At 74.2% G+C, this 24,993-nt stretch carries 18 protein-coding genes; 13 read left to right on the top strand and 5 right to left on the bottom strand.

The genetic code is table 11. The features are described 5' to 3' along the window. Nucleotides 1-33: 33 nt before the first annotated feature. From ACN260_RS04180 to ACN260_RS04195, 4 genes are all read right to left on the bottom strand, one after another. Nucleotides 34-3,846, bottom strand: coding sequence for a multifunctional oxoglutarate decarboxylase/oxoglutarate dehydrogenase thiamine pyrophosphate-binding subunit/dihydrolipoyllysine-residue succinyltransferase subunit (locus tag ACN260_RS04180; protein WP_422754781.1), 3,813 nt, complete (start codon nucleotides 3,844-3,846; stop codon nucleotides 34-36). A 296-nt stretch (nucleotides 3,847-4,142) separates the two neighbouring features. Then, entirely contained in the window at nucleotides 4,143-4,967 is an 825-nt protein-coding gene (locus ACN260_RS04185; RefSeq protein WP_357684703.1) for an ABC transporter permease, read from the bottom strand. Then, complete coding sequence (locus ACN260_RS04190; protein WP_422754782.1) at nucleotides 4,964-5,896, bottom strand: ABC transporter ATP-binding protein; 933 nt, start codon at nucleotides 5,894-5,896, stop codon at nucleotides 4,964-4,966. Before ACN260_RS04190 ends, ACN260_RS04185 begins: the two co-directional genes overlap by 4 nt. A 150-nt stretch (nucleotides 5,897-6,046) precedes the next feature. After that, the gene (locus tag ACN260_RS04195; protein ID WP_422754783.1) at nucleotides 6,047-6,712 is read right to left on the bottom strand and encodes a hypothetical protein; all 666 of its coding nucleotides are present in this window, start codon (nucleotides 6,710-6,712) and stop codon (nucleotides 6,047-6,049) included. A gap of 190 nt (nucleotides 6,713-6,902) precedes the next feature. On the opposite strand from ACN260_RS04195, the gene ACN260_RS04200 reads away from it, so the two are divergent. From ACN260_RS04200 to ACN260_RS04235, 8 genes are all read left to right on the top strand, one after another. Continuing rightward, entirely contained in the window at nucleotides 6,903-7,682 is a 780-nt protein-coding gene (locus tag ACN260_RS04200; protein ID WP_422754784.1) for a GNAT family N-acetyltransferase, read from the top strand. Further along, on the top strand, nucleotides 7,679-8,623 hold the full coding sequence (locus tag ACN260_RS04205; RefSeq protein ID WP_422754785.1) for a lysophospholipid acyltransferase family protein: 945 nt from the start codon (nucleotides 7,679-7,681) through the stop codon (nucleotides 8,621-8,623). Before ACN260_RS04200 ends, ACN260_RS04205 begins: the two co-directional genes overlap by 4 nt. Before the next feature lie 297 nt (nucleotides 8,624-8,920). Continuing rightward, nucleotides 8,921-9,751, top strand: coding sequence for a DUF4097 family beta strand repeat-containing protein (locus ACN260_RS04210; RefSeq protein WP_422754786.1), 831 nt, complete (start codon nucleotides 8,921-8,923; stop codon nucleotides 9,749-9,751). Further along, nucleotides 9,748-10,365 carry a PadR family transcriptional regulator gene (locus ACN260_RS04215; protein ID WP_422754787.1) on the top strand — a complete coding sequence of 206 codons (618 nt, stop codon included), beginning with the start codon at nucleotides 9,748-9,750 and terminating at the stop codon, nucleotides 10,363-10,365. The genes ACN260_RS04210 and ACN260_RS04215 overlap by 4 nt, the downstream gene beginning before the upstream one ends. A 131-nt stretch (nucleotides 10,366-10,496) precedes the next feature. Next, entirely contained in the window at nucleotides 10,497-11,198 is a 702-nt protein-coding gene (locus ACN260_RS04220) for a response regulator transcription factor (RefSeq protein ID WP_422754788.1), read from the top strand. Beyond that, nucleotides 11,195-12,748, top strand: a complete 1,554-nt coding sequence (locus ACN260_RS04225) for an ATP-binding protein (protein WP_422754789.1) — start codon at nucleotides 11,195-11,197, stop codon at nucleotides 12,746-12,748. Before ACN260_RS04220 ends, ACN260_RS04225 begins: the two co-directional genes overlap by 4 nt. An 84-nt stretch (nucleotides 12,749-12,832) precedes the next feature. Then, the gene (locus ACN260_RS04230; RefSeq protein ID WP_422754790.1) at nucleotides 12,833-14,449 is read left to right on the top strand and encodes a trypsin-like peptidase domain-containing protein; all 1,617 of its coding nucleotides are present in this window, start codon (nucleotides 12,833-12,835) and stop codon (nucleotides 14,447-14,449) included. A gap of 189 nt (nucleotides 14,450-14,638) precedes the next feature. After that, a complete protein-coding gene (locus ACN260_RS04235) occupies nucleotides 14,639-15,748 on the top strand; it encodes a glycosyltransferase family 4 protein (RefSeq protein ID WP_422756610.1) in 1,110 nt (369 codons plus the stop codon). Nucleotides 15,749-15,766: 18 nt separating this feature from the next. Here the strand turns inward: ACN260_RS04235 and ACN260_RS04240 are convergent, their stop codons facing one another. Next, the gene (locus tag ACN260_RS04240) at nucleotides 15,767-17,473 is read right to left on the bottom strand and encodes a serine/threonine-protein kinase (protein ID WP_422754791.1); all 1,707 of its coding nucleotides are present in this window, start codon (nucleotides 17,471-17,473) and stop codon (nucleotides 15,767-15,769) included. A 193-nt stretch (nucleotides 17,474-17,666) separates the two neighbouring features. Here ACN260_RS04240 and ACN260_RS04245 point away from each other — a divergent pair, with 193 nt between their 5' ends. The 5 genes from ACN260_RS04245 to ACN260_RS04265 all read left to right on the top strand — a co-directional run bounded on the left by ACN260_RS04245 (nucleotide 17,667) and on the right by ACN260_RS04265 (nucleotide 24,973). Continuing rightward, on the top strand, nucleotides 17,667-18,497 hold the full coding sequence (locus ACN260_RS04245) for a patatin-like phospholipase family protein (RefSeq protein WP_422754792.1): 831 nt from the start codon (nucleotides 17,667-17,669) through the stop codon (nucleotides 18,495-18,497). Next, nucleotides 18,497-19,516 carry a 1-acyl-sn-glycerol-3-phosphate acyltransferase gene (locus ACN260_RS04250; RefSeq protein WP_422754793.1) on the top strand — a complete coding sequence of 340 codons (1,020 nt, stop codon included), beginning with the start codon at nucleotides 18,497-18,499 and terminating at the stop codon, nucleotides 19,514-19,516. Before ACN260_RS04245 ends, ACN260_RS04250 begins: the two co-directional genes overlap by 1 nt. A 52-nt stretch (nucleotides 19,517-19,568) precedes the next feature. After that, nucleotides 19,569-19,889 carry a divalent-cation tolerance protein CutA gene (cutA, locus tag ACN260_RS04255; protein WP_422754794.1) on the top strand — a complete coding sequence of 107 codons (321 nt, stop codon included), beginning with the start codon at nucleotides 19,569-19,571 and terminating at the stop codon, nucleotides 19,887-19,889. 48 nt (nucleotides 19,890-19,937) lie between these two features. Next, a complete protein-coding gene (locus ACN260_RS04260; RefSeq protein ID WP_422754795.1) occupies nucleotides 19,938-23,708 on the top strand; it encodes an SCO7613 C-terminal domain-containing membrane protein in 3,771 nt (1,256 codons plus the stop codon). Nucleotides 23,709-23,821: 113 nt separating this feature from the next. Continuing rightward, entirely contained in the window at nucleotides 23,822-24,973 is a 1,152-nt protein-coding gene (locus tag ACN260_RS04265) for an FHA domain-containing protein (protein WP_422754796.1), read from the top strand. The last annotated feature ends 20 nt before the right edge of the window (nucleotides 24,974-24,993 follow it).

Here is a 24,993-nt window from a genome sequence, read left to right on the forward strand (position 1 = left end):
AGGGGCGGGCCGGGTGGGTGGATGGGGATCGGATCAGGGGCGGGGCAGCGCGGCGTCGATCAGCGCGGTCTGCTCCACCTCGTGCATCTTGGCCGAGCCGACCGCCGGGGCGGCGGCGGCGGGCCGGGAGATGCGGCGCAGCCGGACGTCGGCCAGGTGCTCCAGCAGGTTGAGCGCGACGAAGCTCCACGCCCCCTGGTTGGCCGGCTCCTCCTGCACCCAGGCGAAGTCCTCCGCGTTCGGGTACGCCGCCAGCGCGTCCCGGATCTCCTGCACCGGCATCGGGTAGAGCTGCTCGAGCCGGATGATCGCGGTGTCGGTGACCCCCCGCTCCTGCCGGGCCTGGAAGAGGTCGTAGTAGACCTTGCCCGAGCAGAGCAGCACCCGCTTGACCTGCTCCGGGGCGGGCCCGGTCGGGTCGGCCAGCACCGGTGCGAAGGTGCCGGTGGTGAAGTCCTCCACCGGGCTGACGCAGAGCTTGTGCCGCAGCAGCGACTTCGGCGTGAACACCACCAGCGGCTTGCGCTTGGGCGACAGGGCCTGGCGGCGCAGCAGGTGGAAGTAGTTCGCCGGGGTGGTCGGGATGGCCACCCGCATGTTGTCCTCGGCGCAGAGCTGGAGGAACCGCTCCGGGCGGCCGGAGGTGTGGTCCGGGCCCTGGCCCTCGTGGCCGTGCGGCAGCAGCAGGGTGACCGCGGAACGCTGGCCCCACTTCACCTCGCCGGAGGAGATGAACTCGTCGATCACCGACTGGGCGCCGTTGACGAAGTCACCGAACTGCGCCTCCCAGCAGACCAGCGCGTTGACGTTCTCCACCGAGTAGCCGTACTCGAAGCCCATCGCGGCGTACTCGCTCAGCAGCGAGTCGTGCACGAAGAACCGGGACCGCTCGCCGTCGGCGGTGAGCGACTTCAGCGGCAGGTAGTCCTCGCCGGTCCTGGCGTCGACGATCGAGGCGTGCCGCTGGACGAAGGTGCCCCGGCGGGAGTCCTGCCCGGCGAGCCGGACGGTGATCCCATCGTGCAGCAGCGAGCCGAAGGCGATGATCTCGCCGTACCCCCAGTCGATGTTGCCCTCGGCGGACATCCTGGCCCGCCGGTCGAGCAACTGCTGGATGCGCTTGTGCGGGGTGAAGCCCTCGGGCAGGTTGACGTGCGCCTCGCCGATGGCCTTGACCACGGCGGTGGAGGTGGCGGTCTGCACCTGCGGCTCCGGCTCCTCGGCGCGGCTGGGCCGGCTGACCTGGCGCGGGGTGGTGGCGGCGTCCCGGGTGGCCTTGAAAACCCGCTCCAGCTGTGCCTGGTAGTCGCGCAGCAGTTCCTCGGCGTCCTCGACGGTGATGTCGCCCCGGCCGATCAGCTCCTCGGTGTAGAGCTTGCGGACCGACCGCTTCGAGTCGATGATCTTGTACATCTGGGGGTTGGACATCGACGGGTCGTCGCCCTCGTTGTGGCCGCGCCGCCGGTAGCAGACCATGTCGATCACGACGTCCTTGTTGAACGCCTGGCGGTACTCGAAGGCCAGCCGGGCCACCCGGACCACGGTCTCCGGGTCGTCGCCGTTGACGTGGAAGATCGGCGCCTGGATCATCCGGGCCACGTCGGTGCTGTAGAGGCTGGACCGGCTGTACTCCGGGGCGGTGGTGAACCCGACCTGGTTGTTGACCACCACGTGCACGGTGCCGCCGGTGCGGTAACCACGCAGCTGGGACAGGTTGAGCGTCTCGGCGACGACCCCCTGCCCGGCGAACGCGGCGTCACCGTGCACCGCCAGCGGCAGCACGGTGTAACCCTCCAGCTTGAGGTCGATGCGGTCCTGCTTGGCCCGGACGATGCCCTCCAGCACCGGGTCGACGGCCTCCAGGTGCGACGGGTTCGCCACCACCGACACCTTGACCGAGTGGTCGCCGTCCGGGGTGGTGAACTTGCCGTTCTGGCCCAGGTGGTACTTCACGTCGCCGGAGCCCTGGGTGGAGCGCGGGTCGAGGTGCCCCTCGAACTCCGAGAAGATCTTCTCGTACGGCTTGCCGACGATGTTGGCCAGCACGTTGAGCCGGCCCCGGTGCGCCATGCCGATGACGACCTCGTCCAGCCCGTCCTCGGCGGACGCCTCCAGCACCTCGCCGAGCAGCGGGATCAGCGACTCGCCGCCCTCCAGCGAGAACCGCTTCTGGCCGACGTACTTGGTCTGCAGGAAGGTCTCGAACGCCTCGGCGGCGTTGAGCCGGTTGAGCACGTGCTTCTGCTCGTCGGCGGCCGGCTTCTCGTAGCGCCGCTCGATCCGCTCCTGGATCCAGCGGCGCTCCTCCGGGTCCTGGATGTGCATGTACTCGATGCCGAGCCGACGGCAGTACGAGTCGCGCAGCACGCCGAGGATCTCGCGCAGTTTCATCCGCTGCTTGCCGGCGAAGCCGTTGACCGGGAAGGTGCGGTCGAGGTCCCACAGGGTCAGCCCGTGCTGGAGGACGTCCAGGTCGGGGTGCTTGCGGATGGTGAACTCCAGCGGGTCGGTGTCGGCCATCAGGTGGCCCCGGACCCGGTAGGCGTGGATCAGCTCGTGCACCCGCGCGGTCTTGTTGATCTGGCCCTCGGAGTCGACGGCCACGTCCCGCATCCAGCGCACCGGCTCGTACGGGATGCGCAGCGAGGTGAAGACCTCGTCGTAGAAGCCGTGCTCGCCGAGCAGCAGCTCGTGCATGACCTTGAGGAACTCGCCGGACTGCGCGCCCTGGATGATCCGGTGGTCGTACGTGCTGGTCAGCGTGATGATCTTGCTGACCGCCAGTTCGGCCAGGGTCGCCTCGCTCATCCCCTGGTACGGCGCGGGGTACTCCATCGCGCCGACCCCGATGATCGCGCTCTGCCCCTGCATCAGCCGGGGGATCGAGTGCACCGTGCCGATGCCGCCCGGGTTGGTCAACGAGATCGTCGTGCCCGAGTGGTCCTCCATGGTCAGCTCGTTGCGGCGGGCGCGCCGGACCACGTCCTCGTACGCCTGCCAGAACTGCCGGAAGTCCATCTGCTCGCAGCCCTTGATGGACGGCACCACCAGGTTGCGGGAGCCGTCGGGCTTGGTCAGGTCGATGGCGATGCCCAGGTTCACGTGCTCCGGGCGGACCATCGCCGGCTTGCCGTCCACCTCGGCGTACGAGTTGTTCAGCTCCGGGTGCGCGACCACGGCCCGGACCAGCGCGTACCCGATCAGGTGGGTGAAGCTGACCTTGCCGCCGCGGCCCCGGGCGAGGTGGTTGTTGATCACGATGCGGTTGTCGACCAGCAGCTTGGCCGGGACCGCGCGCACGCTGGTGGCGGTCGGCACGGACAGCGAGGCGTCCATGTTCTGCACGATCCGGGCGGCCACCCCGCGCAGCGGTGTGGTGCCGGCCGCGCTGGCCGTCGGCGCCTTCGCCGCCGGCTTGGCCGGGGCGGCCTTCTCCGTGGCCGCCGGCTTCGCGGCGGGCCCGGGGACGGTCTTCGTGGTGGCCGGCTTCGTGGTGGCCGGCTTCGGGGCGGCGGCCGGCGTGGCGGTGGCGGTCGACCTGGTGGCGGCCGGCCTGGTGCTGGCGGCCGGCTTGGCGTCGGTCGTCGCCGCCTTCGCGGCGGGCCCGGTCGCGACGGTGGCGACCGGCTCCTGCTGCGCGGCGGGCTCCGGCGTCGCCGCCCCGGCGTCAGCCGGGCGCGGGGTCGCCGCGCCCGGCCCGGGTCGGTAGTCGGCGAAGAAGTCGTGCCAGGCCGAGTCGACGCTCGACGGGTCGGCGAGGTAGCGCTGATACATCTCCTCGACGATCCACTCGTTCGGGCCGAAACCCGCCAGTGGGTTCTCCTGCGAAGTCTGCTGGGTCGACACGGCCGGTAATCGCCTCTTTCACGCGGGTCTGTGTGTCACGCGGTGTCCGCCGTCGTCCGAACGTACATGTGGACGGGCGACGGCTCCCAGGCTACGCCGCACGAACACCATAGGCATTTCCGCCTCCAAGGGGTGTGCGGTTTCACAGAAGAAGCCGAAAGTCAATCATCTCTTCGTGTTCCGATGACTCCTTTCCGCAGTTGCGCTGAGTGGCGCGGCACGTGGCGGGGCCGCCCGGAAAGGCGCCGGCCCGGCGCGACTGGTCGTCGCGCCGGGCCGGCCGGGGAACGGGTCGGTCAGGAGATGTCCCGCCGCCGCATGGTGAGCGTGCCGATCGCGCCGGCCACCACCGCGTACCCGATGAGGACCACCGCACCCGCCCAGCGCGGCGGGTTGCCCGGGATCTCGGTGCCGCTGACCATCAGCGACGACGCCAGCGACGGCACCAGCACCTGGAGGTCGTTGATCCAGTCGCCCCAGCGGGCGGCCAGGATGCTGATCGCGATGGCCGCGCCGACCGCGCCACCCAGGTAGAGCAGGATGCCGGTCACCGTGGCGCCGATCTGGCTGCGGATCAGCACCCCGATCCCGACGCCGAGCACCGACCAGAGCAGGTACGCCAGGCCGTTGAGCGCGGTGGCCCGCCAGACCGCGCCGCTGCCGAGCTGCGAGCCCAGGTCGACGCTGTTCATCACCAGTGCCCCGAAGGCCAGGTTGAACACGGTGGTGACCAGCCAGAACAGCACGGCCAGGATGGCCGCGGCGGCCAGCTTGGCCAGCATCACCGCCGTCCGGTGCGGCACGGTGAGGAAGGTGGTGGTGACCGTCTGGTGGAAGAACTCGCTGGTCACCACGATGATGCCGAGCAGCATCACGATCATCAGGCCGAAGAACTGCCCGTTGGTGTAGACGTTGGCGGCGAGGCTGTCCACCGACTGCGCGGCCTGGATCTGGTCGGCCTGGTCGGCCGGCACATCGCCGAAGTTGTTGCTGGCCAGCGCGTCGGTCTGCAACCAGTTGATCAGGGCGGTGAGCGCCCACAGCGGCACCGTGATCAGCCCGAAGATCCACCAGGTGCTGGTGGTGCGGATCTTCAACAGCTCGGATCGGACGAGGTTCATCGGATGCCCGCCTTCCCGGCCGTCAGCTCCAGGAACACCCGCTCCAGGTCGGGTCGTTCCGGGGTCAGTTCGTGCAACTCGACCTTGGCGGCCAGCGCGGCCCGGCCGATCGCCGGCGCGTCCACCCCGCTGACCAGCAGCACACCGTGCTCACCGGTCTCCACCGTCGCCGACTGCTCACGCAGCGCCACGGTCAACTCCTCGGCCTGCGGGGTGCGCACCCGAACCCGGCCGCCCTGCGACATCGAGCCGAGCACCTGCTCCACCGGACCCTGCCGGATCAGCTTGCCGGCCGCGATGATCACCACGTCGTCGGCGAGGAGCTGCATCTCGGACAGCAGGTGGCTGGAGACCAGCACGGTCCGCCCCTCGTGGGCCAGCCCCTTGAGGAAGCCACGCATCCAGCGGATGCCCTCCGGGTCGAGACCGTTGGCCGGCTCGTCGAGGATCAGCACCTGGGGGTTGCCGAGCATCGCGGCGGCGATGCCGAGCCGCTGCTTCATGCCCAGCGAGTAGCCCTTGAACTTGCGCTTCGCCGCCGGGGTGAGCCCGACCAGGGCCAGCGCCTCGTCGGCCCGGCTCTTCGGCAGGCCGGCCGCCGCGCAGATCACCCGCAGGTGGTTGATGCCGGTACGGCCCTTGTGCGCGCTGGACGCCTCCAGCACCGCGCCCACGTGCCGCAGCGGGTCGGTCAGGTCGGCGTACCGCCGGCCGCCGATGGTCGCCGTGCCGCCGGTCGGGGTGACCAGGTTCAGCAGCATCCGCAGGGTGGTCGTCTTGCCCGCCCCGTTCGGGCCGAGGAAGCCGGTCACCCGACCGGGCTCGACCGTGAAGGACAGGTTGTCGACCGCCCGGACGTTCTTGTACTGCTTGGTCAAACCGGACACGACGATCTGGCCGGTGCTGGGGCTCCACTGCCCGTCGGACATCGTTCTCCTCCCGTGCGGCGGCGCACGGGGCACCGCGTTCTGCGACGCCGTTGCGGAATGCGCCGCTGCCAGCCTCGCTGGTCAGGTCAAGCTACGCCATCAGCCCCGGTCGGTAGGCCCTGCTCCGACTCAGGCAGGAGCGGGTCGTCCTCAGGGACGAGGCCCGGCAGGCAGCGCGACCCAGGTGGCGCGCGCCCGACCCAGCAGCCCACCGGCACCGTCGTAGAGGCTGGTACGTACCACCGCCAGGCGTCCCTCGACGGTGTCCACCGCCCCGGTGACCACGTACTCCCCGCCCGGCGTGGGCAGCGCGTCCACCGTCACGGCGAGCCGACCCAGCACGTAGGGCCGGCCCGGGGCGATCACCGCCCAGCCCCCGGGACAGTCCAGCGCCGCCCACACCGTCGGCGCGCTCACCCGCCCGGGTGCCCGCCACGGCGCGGCGGTCCGGCCGTCGGGCAGCCGCCCCGGGTAGATCCGCAGGCCGTCCGGGTGCTCCGGGCCGCAGACGTAGCAGCCGGGAAAGGGGTGGTCCACCAGTCCCGGGTACGTCGCCGAGGCGGCCCGCGCGGTCGCCGGGTCCACCGGGGGGACCGGGGCGGGCGGATCACCGGCCGGGCGTACCTCGGCGACCAGGTGCCCCCCGGGGTCGCGTACGTCGCCGTCGGTGAGGGTGAGCGGGGTGTCCAGCGGCGGCGGGCGACGCAACGTCACCTCGACCGGCCCGTCCGCGCCGTACGCCCCGGCGAAGATCCCCGCGCTCCAGCCGCCGTTGCCGGTGCCGGGTGGCCCCTGGTACCGCGCCTCGATGATCATCGATCCTCCACCGTGTCGTCGGCCCGGCCGGCCGGGCCCCCGCAGCAGCCTCGCACGCGCCGGCCACGCCCCCCGACCGCCCCACCGGCCCCACCCTGGTCAGGCCCGGGAGCGGTCCCGCCGACCGGCGTTCACCGGATCGACACCCGTGCCCGGGGGGCCGGCAACCCGGGGCACCTACACAGGTCCCATGGCTGTTCTGCATGCCGCTGGCGCACCCCTGACGACCAGTGGATACACCCTGCTGATCGCCGACGACCCGACCCAGGTCGCGGCCGCGCAACGCCTGCGCCACGAGGTGTTCGCCACCGAACTCGGCGCGACCCTGCGCCCGGGCGCCGCCGGGCTGGACACCGACGACCTCGACGTCCACTGCGACCACCTGATCGTCCGCGAGGAGCGCACCGGCGCGGTGGTCGGCACCTACCGGCTGCTGCCCCCCGGCCGCACCGACCGCCGGTACGCCGCCGGCGAGTTCGACCTGACCCCGCTCGAACCGCTGCGCGACCTGCTGGTCGAGACCGGCCGCTCCTGCGTCCACCCGGACCACCGCTCCGGCGCGGTGCTCAACCTGATGTGGGCGGGACTGACCCGCTACCTGCACCTGCGCGGGGTGAACTGGCTGGGCGGCTGCGCCTCGGTGCCGGTCGACGACGGCGGCCGGGCCGCCGCCGAGACGTGGGCACTGGGCCGGACGGGGCACCTCGCGCCCCCGCTGATGCGGGTCCGTCCGCTGCGGCCGTGGTTCGCCGAGCCGGGTGCGGCGGCACCGGCCTCGGCCACCGCGGACCCCGCCGGGCGGGCGCTGATCCCTCCGCTGGTCCGCGGCTACCTGCGGCTCGGCGCGTGGATCGCCGGGGAACCGGCGTACGACCCGGACTTCCGCTGTGCCGACTTCTACCTGCTGTTCTCGTTGGACCGGATGAACCCGCGCTACCGGCGGCACTTCCTCGGCGGGGTGACCCGGTGAGCGCCGAGTTGTGGCGCCCGACCGCCGGCTGCGGGCCGGACTGCCTGCCGGGGGAGGGCCGGGCCGGGGTGTCGCCGGCCCGGCAGGTGGCGCGGTTGGTGGGCGTACTCGGGATGCTGCTGGCCGGGGCCGGCCTGGCCGTGCTGCTGCCGGTGCTGCCGGCTGCGGAGCGGGCGGCGGTCCTGCGGGCCTGGGCCCGGCGGACCGTCCGGGTGCTCGGTGTACGGCTGGTGGTGCGCGGGCGGCTGCCCCGGCGGCGGGCGCTGCTGGTCGCCAACCACGTCTCCTGGCTGGACGTCTTCGCGGTGCTGGCGGTCGCACCGGCCCGGCTGCTGGCCAAGCGGGAGGTGCGGGACTGGCCGGTGCTGGGGCTGCTGGCCCGCGCCGGTGGCACGGTCTTCGTCGACCGGTCCCGGCCCCGGGACCTGCCGCGCACGGTGGCCCGGGTCGCGGCGACCCTGCGCGCCGGTCACCCGGTCGCGGTCTTCCCGGAGGGTACGACCTGGTGCGGTGTCGTCCCCTGGGCCGACTGCCGGCCGCGCCGGGGCTTCCGGCCGGCGGCCTTCCAGGCGGCGGTCGACGCCGGTGCCCCCGTGGTGCCGCTTCGGATCAGCTACCGCTGCGCTGCCACCGGGGCGACGACCACCACCGCGGCCTTCCTCGGCGACGACACGCTGTGGCGCTCGGTGCGCCGGGTGCTGGCCGCCCGGGACCTGGTGGTCGACGTCGCGGTGACCGCCGCCCTGCACCCGGTCCCCGGGGCGGACCGCCGGGTGCTGGCCCGCGCCGCCGAGTCGGCCGTGCACCTGCTGCCGCCGCGTCCGGTCGTCAGCCGTCCCACCCTGGCCGTCGTCGGCCCGGTGTCTCCGCCCGGCCCGGTGTCTCCGCCCGGTGCGGTGTCCCCGCCGGCTACCGGGACGGGCCTCGGCCTGGCCGCCTGACCCGCAGGCCAGAATCGCGCCCCTCCCGCGATCGCCCCGGCGGGTTCCACGTGATCGACTCATGTGGGCCGATGTTGCGGTGATCGGTGGCCGGGATACGCCTGGATCGGCCCAGACGAGTGGATCTTGCCGACTGGGGCGGGTCGGTCGGGCGGGTGAGTCGGGCCGGCCGTGCGGTGCGGCGGGCGGTGAACGGGCGGGTGACTCGCGACAGTCTTGTTCTATCGCGATGTATCGCGTTATGCTTTCTCCGTGCAGTGGCGCGGCCATCGGCCGTGACCCCCGGAGGGAGACGTCATGACCAACTGGAAGGTCGACAGACCACAACGGATCACCATCGACGAGCCGGTCACCCGGCTCGACGTGCGTCTGGTCGCCGGGCGGCTCAACGTGGTCGGCACCGACGGGCCGGCGCGGGTCGACGTCACCCGGGTCAGCAGCCGGCCGGTCATCGTCGAGCACCGGGACGGCGTGCTCCGGGTCGGACACGAGCACCCACCCCGCCGGCCCGGTTTCCTCTGGTGGCTCGGTCAGCTCGGTCGCCGCTACCGCGCCGAGGTGTCCATCGCCGTACCGGCCGACACGCTCGCCGACCTGCACCTGGTCGACGGCGCGCTGGTCGCCTCCGGGCTGGTCAACGACACCACGGTCAACGTCACCTCCGGGCAGGTCACCCTGATGGGGCTGGCCGGGCGCACCGACGCGCGGATCGTCTCCGGCCCGGTCGAGGCGCTCGGGGTCACCGGTGACCTCACCCTGGACACGGTTTCCGGCGAGGTGACCCTCGGCGAGAGCGCGGCCGGCCGGGTGCACGCCAACACCATCTCCGGGGCGATCACCTGCGACCTGGACAATCCCCGGCGCAGCGAGATCCGGCTCACCACCGTCTCCGGCCCGATCACCGTCCGGGTCCGCGAGGACAGCGACCTCGACGTCCACCTGCACACCACCTCCGGCCGGATCACCAGCGGTTTCCCCCAGGTCGACGGCGTGGGCGGCATCGGCCCGGTCAAGGACAGTCACGGGGTGCTCGGCGCGGGCGAGGGTAAGCTCTGGGCGTCCGCGACGTCCGGCAGCATCGCGCTGCTCGCCCGGCCGGTGGACGACGACCAGGAGGAGCAGCCGTGACCGCCGTGTTCAGCCACGGGCGGCTCCGGCTCTACCTGCTCCGGCTGCTCGACGACGGTCCCAAGCACGGCTACGAGCTGATCCGGCTGCTGGAGGAGCGTTTCCTCGGCCTGTACGCCCCGAGCGCCGGCACCATCTATCCCCGGCTGCAACGGCTGGAGTCCGACGGCCTGGTCACCCACACCGCCGCCGGTGGCCGCAAGGTCTACGAGATCACCGATGGCGGCCGGGCCGAGCTGCGCCAGCGCGCCGACGAGCTGACCACCCTGGAGTCCGACATCTCCGCCTCGGTGGAGGATCTGTCCGCCCTGGCCGGCGAGATCCGGACCGAGGTGCGCGGCTCGGTGCGCGACCTCAAGCGGGAACTGCGCGAGGCCACCCGGCAGACCCGGCAGGCCCGCTGGGAGCGGCCGGCACCCGGCCCGACGCCCCGCCCGGCGGCCCCCGCCCCGGGCGATTCCCCCCTGCTGACCGAGTTCGACAGGCGACTCGCCGAGTTCACCGTCGAGGTCGGCGCGTTGGTCCGGGCCGGGCGGCTCAGCGACACCCAGTTGCGGACCGCGATCCGGGTGCTCGACGGTGCGTTGGACGGGCTGCGCCGGCTGCTGCGGTGACCGCCCGTCCGCAGGGTGCGGCCCGGAACCGGGCATGGTGGCGGTCGAGGAGCCGGTGTCGGCACGGCTTCACAGGTTTTTTGCAGGAAGCGTCCAGCGCCGACGCAGCGACGTCACGGATGATGGCCAGCATGGCCGCTACCCAGACCGAGGCGCGACTGCTCGTCGTCGAGGACGACCCCAACATCCTCGAACTGCTCTCCGCCAGTCTCCGCTTCGCGGGGTTCGACGTGGCGACCGCCACCAGTGGCAGCGCGGCCCTGCACGCGGCCAAGGACCACCGTCCCGACCTGGTGGTGCTCGACGTGATGCTGCCCGACCTGGACGGCTTCGAGGTCATCCGGATGCTCCGCGAGGGCGGCACGCGTACCCCGGTGGTGTTCCTGACCGCCCGGGACGCCACCGACGACAAGATCCGTGGGCTCACCCTGGGCGGCGACGACTACGTCACCAAGCCGTTCAGCCTGGAGGAGCTGACCGCCCGGATCCGGGCGGTGCTGCGGCGTACGGCCACCGGCGAGCACGCCCCCTCCCGGCTCACCTTCGCCGACCTGGAGCTGGACGAGGAGACCCACGAGGTGCACCGGACCGGCCAGCGGGTCCAGCTCTCGCCGACCGAGTTCAAGCTGCTGCGCTACCTGATGCTCAACGCCAACCGGGTGCTGTCCAAGGCGCAGATCCTCGACCACGTGTGGAACTACGACTTCCGGGGTGACGACAACATCGTCGAGTCGTACATCTCGTACCTGCGTCGCAAGGTCGACAACACCCAGCCCCGCCTGATCCACACCCTGCGCGGCGTGGGCTACGTCCTGCGCAAGCCGGCGGCGTGAACCCGCTCGACGAGGCGAAGGGGCGGCTCCGGAGCATCCCGCTGCGGGTCAAGCTGGTCGCGGCGGTCCTCACCCTCGTCGCCGTCGCCCTGGTGGTGATCAGTTCACTGACCACGTACTTCCTGCGTGAGTACCTGATCGGGCAGGTCGACGGCGAGTTGCAGTCGGCAAGCGTCCAGGTCGGTCGGCAGCTGCCCAACCTGGAGGCCGGGCGGGTCAGGGCCACCCTGCCCACCGACTACGTCGTGGCGCTCGGCGACTCCGCCGGCTCCCGGTTCATCGGTTACGACCCGGCCCTCGAACCGGACGACCTGCCACCGATCCCCGCCGACGTGGCCGGATTCCAGACCTCCGAGGGTGCCCCGTTCACGGTCCGGTCGCAGGACGGCCGAGAACGGTGGCGGATGCTCTACCAGGAACTACCCGACGGGCGGGTGCTCGCCCTCGGGCAGCACCTCACCGACGTCGACCTGGCGGTCAAGCGGCTGATCTGGATAGACATGCTGGTCGGCGGGGCGGTGCTGATCCTGCTCGCCTCGATCGGCGCGGCCATCGTGCGGACCAGCCTGAAACCGCTGGTGGAGATCGAACGGACGGCCGCCGCGATCGCCGGCGGTGACCTGACCCGCCGGGTGCCCGACCCCGAGGAGGGGCAGGAGTGCGCCACCTCCGAGTTGGGCCGGCTCTCCCGGGCGTTGAACGCGATGCTGGCCCAGATCGAGACCGCCTTCACCGCCCGCGCCGCCTCGGAGATGGCGGCCCGTACGGCCGAGGCCGGCGCCCGGGACGCGGCGCACGCCGCGCTGGCGTCGGAGGCCCGCGCCCGGCGGTCGGAGGAGCGGATGCGGCAGTTCGTCGCGGACGCCTCGCACGAACTGCGGACCCCGCTGACGACCATCCGGGGCTTCGCCGAGCTGTACCGGCAGGGGGCGGCCCGCGCCCCCGAGCAGACCGCCGACCTGCTGCGCCGCATCGAGGACGAGGCGGCCCGGATGGGGCTGCTGGTGGAGGACCTGCTGCTGCTCGCCCGGCTGGACCGGGAGCGTCCGCTGTCGCTGGCCCCGGTGGAGTTGCCGGTGCTCGCCTCCGACGCGGTCGAGGCGGCCCGGGTGGTCGCCCCCGAACGGCACATCGAGCTGGAGATCGCCCCGAACTCGGGCCCGCTGGTGGTGCACGCCGACGACGCCCGGCTGCGGCAGGTGATCGGCAACCTGATGACCAACGCGTTGACGCACACCCCGCCGGAGGCGTCGGTGACCCTGCGGTTGCGTTCCGAGGACGGGAACACCGCAGTGGTGGAGGTGGCCGACACCGGTCCGGGGCTCGCCCCGGAGCAGGCCGAACGGGTCTTCGAGCGGTTCTACCGCGCCGACGCGGCCCGGACCCGCCGGGCCAGCGGGATCACCAGTACCGGACTGGGCCTGGCCATCGTCGCGGCGCTGGTCAGCGCCCACCAGGGCACCGTCGAGGTGGACGAGACACCGGGTGGCGGCGCGACGTTCCGGGTCCGGCTGCCTCTGCTGCCCGGGGCGGACGGCGACCCGGAGTGACGCCCCGCCGGCCCCGCTGTGACTTTCAGAAAACTTCCAGGCGGGTTCCAGGTGGGTGACAGTGCCACGGGGAAAACTAGGGGCATGACCGAGTTCGAGACCGACCCGCAGCGTCGGCCGGCTGCCCCCGACGCCGAGCCGTCGCACCCCTCCGCCGAGCCGTCCCGCGCCACGCGCGGCGAGTCCGACACCCCCAACACCCCCGGTCAGGCCGCCGGCACCGCGGGGGAGCCGGCCGGCACGGCCAACCCCGGACCGGGGTACGCGCCGCCCGCGTCGCCGTACGCGCCGCCCGCCGCCACGCCGTACCCGCAGTCGTCGTACCCGTCCGGTGGCGGCGACCAGCAGTACCGGCCCGGCTATCCCGCGTCCACCGGTTACCCGGGCCACTCCCCGGCGGGGCAGCAGTACCCGTCGGCGGGTTACCAGCCCGGCCAGCAGCAGTCCGGGTGGGCCGGTGGCTACCCCGGCCAGCACCGTCCCGGCCAGCCGGGCGCGGGCACCCCGTCCGGCTACCCCGGTCAGCCGGGCGTCGGTTACGGCCAGCCCGGGGTGGGCCAGCCGTCCGCCGGCTACCCGGGGCAGGGTGGGCCGCAGCACCCCGGCCAGCCGACCCCGCCGTGGGCGCCGGCCCCGGCACCGCAGGCCGGCAAGGTGGCCAAGTTCGTCGGCGCCGGGGTGGCGGTCTTCGCCCTGATGCTCGGCTCCGGCGTGGCCGGTGGCGCGCTCGCCCTGGCGGTCGACGGCGACCGGGGCGGGATCACCCGCAACTACTCGGCCGCGCCCGTGATCAACAGCGCCGATCTGCCGAAGATCGCCGCCTCGGTACAGGACAGCGTGGTCTCGATCATGACCGACAGTGGTGAGGGGTCGGGCGTGATCCTCAGCTCCGACGGCTTCGTGCTGACCAACAACCACGTGGTCGCCTCCGCCTCCGGCAACGCCGTCCGGGTGGTCTTCGCCAACGGCAAGACCGCCCCTGCCAAGATCGTCGGCACCGACCCGAAGACCGACCTCGCGGTGGTCCAGACCAGCGGCATCGACAACCTCAAGGCGGCGAAGTTCGGCGACAGCGACGCGATGCAGGTGGGCGACCAGGTGCTCGCCCTGGGCAGCCCGCTCGGCCTGCAGGGTTCGGTGACCGCCGGCATCCTCAGCGCCCGCGACCGCACCATCCAGGCCGGCAGCGGCGACGGCCCGCAGCAGTCTCCGCAGGGCGGTGCCAGCTCGATCTCCGGCCTGCTCCAGACCGACGCCCCGATCAACCCGGGCAACTCCGGTGGCGCGCTGGTCAACACCCGGGGCGAGGTGATCGGCATCAACACCGCCATCGCCACCGCCGGCCAGGGCAGCACCGGCAACATCGGGGTCGGCTTCGCCATCCCGAGCAACAAGGCCAAGGACGTCGCCGAGAAGCTCCAGCGCGGCGAGAAGATCAGCCACCCGTCCCTGGGGGTCAGCGTCAACGCGGCCGAGGACGGCGGGGCGCTGGTCGCCTCCGTCGCCGGCGGCAGCGCCGCCGAGAAGGCCGGCATCCAGCGCGGCGACGTGATCACCAAGTTCGGGGACAAGGTGATCAACGACTCCAACGATCTGGTCGGCGCGGTGCAGGCCGGCAAGGTCGGCGACCGGGTCCAGGTGACCTACAAGCGAAATGGTGCCGAGTCGACCGCAACCGTGACGCTCGCCGAGACGTCCTAACCACAGACCTGCCTCCTCCGGGCGGCGGGCGGCGGAGCCAAGGGGGTTGGCTCCACCGCCCGCCGCCGCACGCGCCCCGGACGGGCCCCACCCGGCCGGGGCGCGTTTGCCTGTCCCACCAGGGGGAAATCGCCGCCGATCCCACCGGACACACCTGCCGGACCGGGACAACGGGGAGGATTCGTGGCAGTGACCCACCGTCCGTCGGAACATCCGCCGTCCGGGCCGCCACTGCGGGTCGCGATGCTCGTGCCCCCCTGGCTGTCGGTGCCACCACCGGGGTACGGCGGGCTGGAGCAGGTGGTGCACGGGCTGGTGGACGCGCTGGTCGGGCACGGGCACCGGGTGACCCTGTTCGGGGCCGGCCGGCAGCACGGCACCACCGCCGACTTCGTCTCCACGGTCGACGAGTTGCAGTACCACCGGCTGGGCGAGTCGCTGCCGGAACTGGCCCACCTGGCCCGGATCAACCGGCTGGTCTCCGCCGCCGACTTCGACGTGATCCACGACCACACCACGATCGGGCCGCTGGTGGCCGCCCGCCGTGCGGTGCCCACCGTGGCCACCGTGCACGGCAACCCGGTCGGCGAGTACGGGGCGGTGCTCGGCGACACCGACCACGGGGTGGGCCTGGTGGCCATCTCGCACGCCCAGCGCCGGTCCAACCCCACCCTGCCCTGGGTGGGTACGGTGCACAACGCGCTCGACAGCCGGGACGTACCGGCCAAGCGGGAACCCGGCCGGGGCCCGGTGCTCTGGCTGGCCCGGTTCAGCCCGGACAAGGGCCCCGACACGGCGATCCGGGCCTGCCGCGCGGCCGGTCTCCCGCTCACCCTGGCCGGCAAGTGCAACGAGCCCGCCGAGCGCCGGTACTTCGCCGAGGTCGTCCAGCCGATGCTGGGCCACGACGTCGACGTGGTGATGAACGCCGACCGGGAGGCGACCCTGCGGCTGCTCGTCGACGCCCGCTGCCTGATCATGCCGATCCAGTGGGAGGAACCGTTCGGCATGGTGATGGTGGAGGCCATGGCGACCGGCACGCCGGTGGTGGCGCTGCGCCGGGGCGCGGTGCCCGAGGTGGTGGTCGACGGCGTGACCGGGATGGTCCGCGACGACGCCCGGGAGCTGCCGGCTGCCCTGCGCGAGGTCGTCCGGCTCGACCCGGCGGCCTGCACCGCGCATGTGGCCGAGCACTTCTCCACCGAACGGATGGCCCACGGCTACGAGGCGGTCTACCGGGCCGTCGCGTTCGGCACGGCCCCACCGCTGCGCCGGCCCGTCGGGCTGCGTACCCGCTGACGGGTGCGCAGCGGGCACTCAGACGGTGGTCGCGGCCAGGTCCCGGACGGCGGCGTCGAGCTGCCGGCCGTACGCCGGGGTGATGCCCCCCTCGTCGATACGGCGGGTGACCTTCTCGCGCAGCGCGGTCACCTGTGCGGGCACGTCGGAGCGGCCCTCGGCGGCGGACCGGGTCAGGTTGGCCAGCACGTTGCGCAGGTCCAGGCCGACGTCCTCGCGGACCTCGCCGGTGCGGACCCCGTCGTCGATCAGCCGGCGCATCCGGTCGGCGGCCTCGGTCAGCCCGCCGCCGCCCTGCCCCCCGCCCGGGGTGGTGGCCGGCGGGCGCGACGGTGCGGGCGCGGTGGTGGCCCGTCGGGGGGCCGGCGGCGCGGTGGGGTCCGCCGCCGGCTGGGTGCGTGACGGCGACGGTTCGGTCACCGGGGTCTCGCTGCTCCCGGCGACCGGCGGGGTGTGGGTGCCGGGTTCCAGCAGCGGGGCGAGCAGGAGGACCGCCGCCGCGGTCAGCACCACCAGCACCCCCACCGCCACCAGCGGGCGGCGCGACGGCGGCAGCAGCTCCGGTTCGGGGCCGCCACCATCCGGTCCGCCGTCGCCGCCGTGCCGGGCACCCGGGGTGCCGGTGTCCGCCGTCGCCGCAGTCCCGACCCGGCCGCCGACCCCGGCCCGGCCGGCCGCCGCGGCACCGTCACCGTGGCCCGTGGTGCCGGCCGCCGATCCGCCGCCGGCCGCCGCAGCGACGCCCGCTGCCGCAGCGGCGCCGGCTGCCGGGCCGATGACGGCCGGGCCGGCCCCGGCCACCGGCGCGGTGGGCCGGTCTCCCGGGGCGTCGGCACCGGGGACGGCGGGCAGGGTGACCGTCGGGGAGAGCATCGTGGCCGCCTGCGGATCACCCGGCAGCAACTGGTCGCGCAGGGCGGTGGCGACCTGGTGCGCGGTCGGCCGTTCGTGCGGGTCCCGGGCCAGGCAGCGCAGGCAGATGTCGACCACCACCGGGGGCAGCCCCGGTACGCCGTCCAGCGACGGCGGTCGCTCGTCGGCGATCGCCGTGGCGAGCTGCTCCCAGGTTTCCGCCGGGTACGGCGGCTGGCCGGTAAGCGTCTCGTAGAGCAGCACGCCGAGGGAGTAGACGTCGGTCGACGGCTGGGCCGGCGCACCGTCCAACCGCTCCGGCGCGACGTACGCCGGGGTGCCGAAGGTGCCGCCGTCCTCGTCGTCGTCGGGGGTGCCGGCCTGGGTGGCGATGCCGAAGTCGAGCACCTTCGCGCCGACCCGGGTCATCATCACGTTCGCCGGGGTGATGTCCCGGTGCACGATGCCGAGCCGGTGCGCCGCCGCCAGCGCCTCGGCCACCTGGGCACCCACCTCGACCGCCTCCGGCCAGGGCAACGGCCCCTCGCTCAGCCGGTGCTCCAGTTCCTCTCCGGTGAGCAGCTCCATCACCACGAACGAGGTGATCTCGCCGTCCGGGGCGAGCGCCTCGCCGTAGTCGTGCACCGCGGTCACGTGCGGGTGGACCAGTTGGGCGGCCGAGCGTGCCTCCTCGCGCACCATGTCGCGGAACCGGGCGTCGGCGGCCAGCGACGGCGCGAGCACCTTGACCGCGACGACCCGGTCGAGCACCTCGTCGCGGGCCCGCCAGATCACCGACATCCCGCCGGCCCCGATCCTGTCGAGGAGCCGGTACCTGCGGGCCAGCAACCTACCGGCGTTCAGGGCTGCCATCAGTGTTCGCACCTGCCTGGGGTTCGGGGTGGTGTCAGGTTGCGCGAATGTGTCCCCCCTGTCAACGGTTGTCCACTTGCCCGATGACCCTCCGCAGTGGCGGTTTCGCCCACCGCCACCGTTGCCGGGCGCGTGCGGCGGTGACCAGCGGCTGCACCACGGTCACGGGCGGTGGCGTGCCAGGATGAACGGCATGAGTGGCGGTCCGGTGGCGTTCGTGCTCGGCGGCGGGGGAGTGCTCGGCGCGGTCGAGGTGGGAATGCTGCGTGCCCTGTTCCGGGCCCGGATCCGCCCCGACGTCGTGCTCGGCACCTCGATCGGCGCGGTCAACGGCGCGCTGGTCGCCGCCGACCCGTCCGAGGCGGTCACCGACCGGTTGGTCCGGCTGTGGGCGTCCCCGGAGGCCAGCGAGGTGTACGGCGACTCGGTGGCCCGGCAACTGCGCCGCTTCGCCGCCCGAACCCACCTGCATTCGCCCCGGCCGCTGCGCAAGCTGCTGGAGGGGGAGTTGGGCGCGGACACCACCTTCGCCGACCTGAAGGTGCCGTTCCGCTGCTGCGCGGCCAACATCGAGCGGGCCGCCGAACACTGGTTCCATACCGGACCGCTGGTGCCGGCGGTGCTCGCCTCGGCCTCCGTACCGGGGCTGCTGCCACCGGCGCAGATCGACGGCCAGCACTACATCGACGGCGGGATCGTCAACTCGATCCCGATCGGCGAGGCGGTCGCCGTCGGCGCGAGGCAGATCTTCGTCCTCCAGGTGGGGCGGATCGAACGGGAACTGACGCCGCCCCGCCGGCCGTGGGAGATCGCCCAGGTCGCGTTCGAGATCGCCCGCCGGCACCGGTTCGCCCGGGAGATGGCCGCCCTGCCCGACGGGGTACGGGTGCACGTCCTGCCGACCGGCGGGCTGGAGCCGCGCGACGACAGCCCGTGGGCGTACCGGGACATGGCGGCGGTCGGGCGGCGGATCAGCCGCGCCTACACCGCGTCACGGCACTACCTGGCCAGCCTGGACCGCTGATGCCGCTGCCCCCTCGGTGGGTACGCCGGCTGCTGGTCGCGCCCGGGGTGATCCTGCTCGCGGTCACGGTGCTGACCACGGTGCCGGTCTGGGCGCTGCTCGCGCTGGCCGCGTCGCCGTTCGTGCCGGGCCGGTTGCGCCCGCTACGGCTGCTCTGGATCGGCTGCGTCTACCTGGTCTGGGACGCCGCCGCGCTGGTCGCCCTCTTCGTGCTCTGGCTGGCCTGCGGGTTCGGCAGGTGGAAACGTACGCCGGCCTTCCAGCGGGCGCACTACGTGCTCGCCGGCTGGTTCCTGCGGGTGCTGTTCTGGCAGGCCCGGTGGACGCTGCGGTTGAGCATCGACGTGGTCGGCACCGACCCGGACACGGCCCTGCCCGGCCGACCGGAACTGGTGCTGTGCCGGCACGCCGGCCCGGGTGACTCGTTCATCCTGATCCACTCCCTGGTCAACTGGTTCCAGCGGGAGCCCCGGATCGTGCTCAAGGAGGCGCTCCAGTGGGACCCGGCGATCGACGTGCTGCTCAACCGCCTGCCCAACCGCTTCATCGCCGCCGGTGACGGAAAGGGGTCGGCGGTCCGGCAGATCGCTCACCTGGCCACCGGACTGGACGACGACGACGCCTTCGTGATCTTCCCGGAGGGCGGCAACTTCACCCCCGGCCGGCGGCTGCGGGCCATCGCCAAGCTGCGTGCGCTCGGCCTGGAACGGATGGCGGCCCGCGCCGAGCGGATGCAGCACGTGCTCGCCCCGCAGCCCGGCGGGGTCCTCGCCGCCCTGGACGCCGCCCCGGAGGCCGGCGTGATCTTCGCGGCGCACACCGGCCTGGACCGGATGCTCACCGTCGCCGACGTGTGGCGCGAACTGCCGATGGACAAACGGATCGTGATGCGGTTCTGGTCCGTGCCGCCCGAGGACGTCCCGACCGGCCGGCAGGAGCGGATCGACTGGCTCTTCGACTGGTGGGACCGGATCGACAGGTGGATCGCCGACAACCGGGACGGCGTGACGGCACGGTGAACGCACCGTCACGGTCGACCGGTTCGCCGCCATTCCCACGTAAGGTGCGCAGGTGGACCAGATCTGCGTGGTGACGACGGTGGTGGACTCGCGCTCCGTCGCGGACCTGATGGCGGCCGCCGCGGTGGCCGGGCGACTGGCCGCCTGCGCCCAGGTCGGCGGCCAGGTCGACAGCACGTACTGGTGGCGGGCCGGGGTGGAGACCAGCACCGAGTGGTCGGTGCAGTTCAAGACCGCCCCCGACCGGGCCACGGCGCTGGTCGCCCAGATCCGGTCCAACCATCCGTACGAGGTGCCCGAGATCCTGGTCACGTACGCCGAGAGCGGCGACCCGGCATACGCCACCTGGGTACACGAGAACACCCGTACCTAGGTACGGGCACTCTGGCCTCCGGTTGCGGCCCACCGGCAGGATGGCCGGGTGCAGAACACCGGTTACCCCTGCCCCCGCTGCGGAGCACCCGCCGAGCTGACCCGTGGGTGCGCCGGCTGCGGGCTCGGGCCGTACCCGCCCGCCGCCGAGGTGGTCCGGTTGGACCGGGAGATCGTCGCCCTCGGCCGGGAGGTCGAGCGGGCCCGGCAGGTGTACCAGGGGCTCGGTGGCCGACTGCTCGCGGCGCAGCGCCGGCGGGCGGAGCTGGCGGCCGACATCCGCCGGGAGATCCCCGCCCCGGTCCCGGTCGGCGCGGCGGTCCGCCCGCCCGCGCCGGCCGCACCTCCCGCCACGCCGGCCGGCCCCCCGGTCGCCACGCCGGCCGGTCCGGTCGCGCCGCCGGTGCGCCCGGGGAGGCCGATGTCGCCGGGCGCGTTCGCCGGGCCCGTGCCACCGACCGGGCCGGTGCCCCCGCAGGACACCACGGGTCGCCCGGAGACGTCCACCCGGACGATCCAGTGGCTGCTGTTCGTCCTCGGCGGCCTGCTGCTGGGCACGGCGGCCGTGGTCTTCACCGCCGTCGCCTGGGCCACCGTCGGGGTGGCCGGCCGGGCGCTCATCCTGGCCGCGTTCACCGCGCTCGCCCTGACGGTGCCGCTGGTGGCGAAGTGGCGTGGGCTGCGCGGCACCGCCGAGACGTTCGCCGCCGTCGGTCTGCTGCTGGTGGTCCTCGACGGGTACGCCGCCTGGTCGGTGAACCTGCTCGGCACCGCCTACTGGCCGGGCACCCGCTACGCCGCCGTGGTCGCCGGGGTCAGCGCGGCCGTCGCCGCCGGGTACGCCCTGCTCAGCCGGCTCACCGTGCCGTGGTTCGCGGCGCTGTTCCTGGTCCAGCCGGTGCTGCCGCTCGCGGTCGCGCAGTCGCGTCCGGGGGCCACCGGCTGGACGCTGACCTTCCTCGGGGTGGCGCTGCTCGACCTCGCGGTGGTGGTCGTGCTGCGCCGCCGCTCCCCGGCTCCGGCCGGGTCCGGTCCCGCCGCTGCGGTGCCGGCCGCAGCGGTGCCACCCGCGGTGGCCACGGCCGTCGCGGGTCCGGGGGGAGAGGTGGTGGTGCCCGCCGGGGGGTCGGGCACCACCACCGCCCCGGCGGCCGGGGGTCCGGCGGCCGGCGGGGGGCCGGTCGCCGGGCCGTCCGGTTCCGTGCTCGCCGGCCGGGTGCTCGGTTGGCTCGGCTTCGGCGCCGCGCTGACCGTCGCCGCGAGCTGCGCCCTGGTGCCGCTGGCGCTGGGCGGCGCCGGCGGTCAGCCGCTGCTCGCCGGCCTGCCGTTGCTCCTCGTCGGCCTGGTCCTGACCGGTGCGGCCCGGGTCGCCGCAGCGACGGTGTTCCGGCAGATCGCCGCCGGTCTGCTGGTGCCGCTGCTGGCCGTGGCGGTGCTGCGGCCGGTGGCGGAACTGCGGGCCGGGTTCCTGCTGCTCGCCGTCGGACTGGTCGCCGCCGCGCTGGGAGGTGCCGTCCGGCTGCTGCCGCAGCGGCACCGTACCGGCCCCCGGGTCGGCGCGCTGCTGGTCGCGGGCGGTGCCGCCCAGGTCGTCGTGCTCGCCACCGGGGCCGTGGCCGCGCTCGCGGTGGACCGGTCACTGCCCGCCTGGCAGGGTGCCGCCGCCGGACCCGACCTCGCCTGGGGCTGGCAGCTGCCGCTCGTCGTCCTGCTCACCGCAAGTGCCGGTCTCCTGCTGCTGCCGCGAGCGGCCCGCCCGGTGACCGTACTGCTGGCGGTGGTGCTCACGGCTGCGGCGCTGCCGGCGGTGACGGTCACCCCGTGGCCGGCCACCCTCGCCGTCGACCTGGTCGTCGGCGCGGCGCTGCTGCCGGTCGCGGTGCTGCGCGGCCGGCGCGCCCCGACCGTGCTGGTCGGCGCGGCGGGGTCCGCGGTGCTGCTCGGCCACGGCCTGCTGGTGGCCTCGGCCGCCCCGGCCGGGATGCTGGTGGCGCTCGGGGTGGTGCTGGCCGCCGGGCTGGCGGTGGCACTGCCCGGCCGCCCGACGGGCGCCGTCGCGGGCCGGGTCGCCGCGGTCGCGCTGACGGTCGCGCTGCTCACCGTGCCGGCCGCCGCGGCGGTCGCGTCGCGGGCCGTCGGGGCACCGGCCTGGTGGCAGCTGCGGGCCGGGTTCGTCGCCGCCGTGCTGCTGCTGGTCCCGCTGCTCGCGCTGCGTCGTCGCCGCCCCGACCTCGACGGGTACGCCGGCACCGCGCTCGCCCTGGCGCTCGCCGCCGTGGTCGCGCCGAGCGTCGTACCCGGTGGGGAGCCGTTCGCGCTCTACGCGGCGCTGGCGGTCGTCGTGCTGGTAGCGGCCGACCGGCGTACCACGCCGGTGACCCCGGGCCGGGTGGTCGGTGCGGTGCTGGCCGGCCTGGCGCTGGCCGCCGCCGTGCCGGTGACCCTGGCCGCGCTCGCCGCCCCCTACGGTGGGCCGGTGCGGCCCTGGTCGGGAGTGCCGACCGGGGACGGGTCGCCCGGTGCCCCCACGGTCGGGGCGGCGCTGCTGGTCCTGGCCGGCACGGCCGCGCTGGTCGTCCACCGGCACACCGGCGAGCGGTCCGGGGCGGCCGTCGCAGCGCTGCCGTTCGGGGCGGCGGCGCTGCCCGTGCTGCTGGTCGGCGTGGCCGCCCCCTGGCCGGTGGTGCCGGCGGCGGTGCTGCTCGTCGGGGTCGCCGCCCTGCTCACCGCCACGCTCACCGGCCCGGCCCGGCCCGCCGCCCCGGGCGCGACCGTCCCCCACGGGGCTGCGCCGGGCGTTCCCGGAGCCGCCGCGCCCGTCCCGGCCCGCTCGCGTGGCCGGGCGCTGCTGGTGCCGGTGACCACCCCGGTCGGTCTGCTGTGGACGGTGGCCGGTCTGGTCGGACTGCTCGCCACCCGGGCCGGCACGCTGGCCGGTCTCGCCCTGCTGGTGGTCGCGGCGGCGGTGGTCGGCGCGATCGGCCGGCGGGCCGAGGTACGGCTGCTCGGCTTCCTGACCGCCGTCGCGGCGGCCACCGGGTTCGCGCTCACCGCGCCGCTGGCCGCGGACCTGCCGCTGCGCACCGCAGGTTTCCCGGTGCTCGGGGTGGCGGCGGCGGTGCTCCTCGGCGCACCGGCGCTGGCCCGGCGCGGCTCGTTCACCGTACGGGCGCTGGAGGTTGCCGCACAGGCGGTGGCCGTGCTCGCCCTGCTGCTCACCGTCGGCGCGATCCGGTACGCGGCGGTGATCTGCGTGCTCTGGGGAGCCGCCGCAGCGCTGCGGGTGCTGTACCCGGGCCAGTCGGCCGGCCGGCGGTGGGCCTTCGGGGCGGTGGCCGGTGGCAGTGAACTGCTCGGGGCGTGGCTGCTGCTGATCAGCGGCGAGGTGGTGCTGCTGGAGGCGTACACCCTGCCGGCGGCCGGGCTGACCCTGGTGGCCGGCCTGCTCGCGCTGCGGGCCCGACCCGGGTTGACCAGCTGGCTCGCCCTCGGCCCGGGGCTCGCCGCCGGGCTGCTGCCCAGCCTGGTGTCGGTGCTGGTGGCCGCCGACCCGCAGCCGTGGCGGCGGCTGCTGCTGGGCGCTGCCGCCCTGGCCGTGGTGCTGGTCGGGGCGGTACGGCGCTGGCAGGCGCCGGTGGTGCTCGGTGGGGGTGCCCTCGTCCTGCTCGCGGTGCACGAGCTGGTCCGGGGGTGGGACCTGCTGCCGCGCTGGATCTACCTGGCCGTCGGCGGGCTGGCGTTGATCACCCTCGCCGCCACCTACGAGCGGCGTCGGCGCGACGTGGCCCGGCTGCGCGCGGCGGTGGGCCGGATGGGCTGATCCGGGCACCGGTAGGGTCGTGCCAGGGCAGCGCCTGTTCACCCCGGCGGGCAGGTGCCGGCCGGGCCGGCGGTGGCGGTCCGGCCGATCGACGACATCCTCCGGAGCGCGCGATGAGATTCGAGATCAGCAAGGTGCTGGACGCCATCGAGGGGCGGGTCTGCACCGACCCGTCCCTGGCCCGAGCGGTACTCGACCTGGCCGAGGTGATCCGCTACCAGGATCTCGACGGTGGCCGCCCGGCCAGCCTGCTGCGGCTCGGCATGGTGATCGACGCGCTCGCCCGCGAGCTGGCCGAGGACAGCGTCCCGGTCTACGCGATCGTGCACCGGGCGTTACTCTCCGACGCGGACCTCACCTCCAACGAGCGGATGGTGGTCCGCCGCTGGGCCGACGACGGCCTCGTCGAGGTGCTCGACAACCCGGGCGACCGGATGCTGGAGGTGGCCGACCTGCTCGGTCTGCCGGTGGTCAGCCGGGTCCGGTTCGACGGCCTGCGTGGCCGGTTCCCGTGGCTGGTGGAGCAGCCGGGGCGGGTCGTCGCCCCGGTGCCCGGCGCGGGCGGCCCGGCCTTCGTCGCGCACGTCGGCGGCGGGCACATCCCGGTCGAGGGCGACCGTTCCCCGGTCGGCGGGCAGTTGCTGGCCCGTACGTGGCGCTGCCCGGAGCCGGGCTGCGCGCTGTTCGGCGGCGGCGGGGGCGGTGGGGCGTTCGCCGACCTGGCCCGGGTGGACCGGGCCCCGGCCGGTCAGCCGCCGCCCGCCCTGCGCAACGGCGTGCCGACCTGTCCCCGGCACGGTGCCCGGCTGTCCGACGCCGGGCCGCGCCCGCGCAGCGAGGTGCTGGCGATCCGGATCGGTGGCCTGATCCGCCGCCGGTTCGTGCTCACCGAGGACGAACCGGTGACGGTCGGTCGGGCCCCCGAGGAGACCGGGGGCGTGATGCTCGGGCAGTGGCTCAACGACGAGGCGCGGCGTTGGATCAGCCGGGCGCACGTCCGGTTCGAGCTGCGCGTCGGCGAGGTCATCGTCACCGACGTCAGCACCAACGGCTCCGGCATCCGGCCGAACGGGTCGATGGCCGAGGCCGACCGCGTCCCGCTGACCCCGAAGCAGTCCCGGGTGCTGGGCGGTGCGGACATGGTCGAGCTGTACCCCGGGGTGCAGGTCGGCAGGGCCCGGGAGCTGCCCACCGGTGCGGCGTTCACCCCGACGTCGGTGATGGCCGAGGCGCCGACCATGGCGATGCGGCTGCCACGCAACTGACCCGGCGGCGGGGGCCGGCG

This window comes from Micromonospora sp. WMMD708, from assembly GCF_049315245.1.
Taxonomy (GTDB): Bacteria; Actinomycetota; Actinomycetes; order Mycobacteriales; family Micromonosporaceae; genus Micromonospora; species Micromonospora wenchangensis.

Bases quoted from the DNA above. Each gene is read 5' to 3' on its own strand.
- ACN260_RS04185 (WP_357684703.1), bottom strand. From the start codon at position 4,967: ATGAACCTCGTCCGATCCGAGCTGTTGAAGATCCGCACCACCAGCACC.
- ACN260_RS04190 (WP_422754782.1), bottom strand. From the start codon at position 5,896: ATGTCCGACGGGCAGTGGAGCCCCAGCACCGGCCAGATCGTCGTGTCC.
- ACN260_RS04195 (WP_422754783.1), bottom strand. From the start codon at position 6,712: ATGATCATCGAGGCGCGGTACCAGGGGCCACCCGGCACCGGCAACGGC.
- ACN260_RS04200 (WP_422754784.1), top strand. From the start codon at position 6,903: ATGGCTGTTCTGCATGCCGCTGGCGCACCCCTGACGACCAGTGGATAC.
- ACN260_RS04210 (WP_422754786.1), top strand. From the start codon at position 8,921: ATGACCAACTGGAAGGTCGACAGACCACAACGGATCACCATCGACGAG.
- ACN260_RS04220 (WP_422754788.1), top strand. From the start codon at position 10,497: ATGGCCGCTACCCAGACCGAGGCGCGACTGCTCGTCGTCGAGGACGAC.
- ACN260_RS04230 (WP_422754790.1), top strand. From the start codon at position 12,833: ATGACCGAGTTCGAGACCGACCCGCAGCGTCGGCCGGCTGCCCCCGAC.
- ACN260_RS04240 (WP_422754791.1), bottom strand. From the start codon at position 17,473: ATGGCAGCCCTGAACGCCGGTAGGTTGCTGGCCCGCAGGTACCGGCTC.
- ACN260_RS04245 (WP_422754792.1), top strand. From the start codon at position 17,667: ATGAGTGGCGGTCCGGTGGCGTTCGTGCTCGGCGGCGGGGGAGTGCTC.
- ACN260_RS04250 (WP_422754793.1), top strand. From the start codon at position 18,497: ATGCCGCTGCCCCCTCGGTGGGTACGCCGGCTGCTGGTCGCGCCCGGG.
- ACN260_RS04265 (WP_422754796.1), top strand. From the start codon at position 23,822: ATGAGATTCGAGATCAGCAAGGTGCTGGACGCCATCGAGGGGCGGGTC.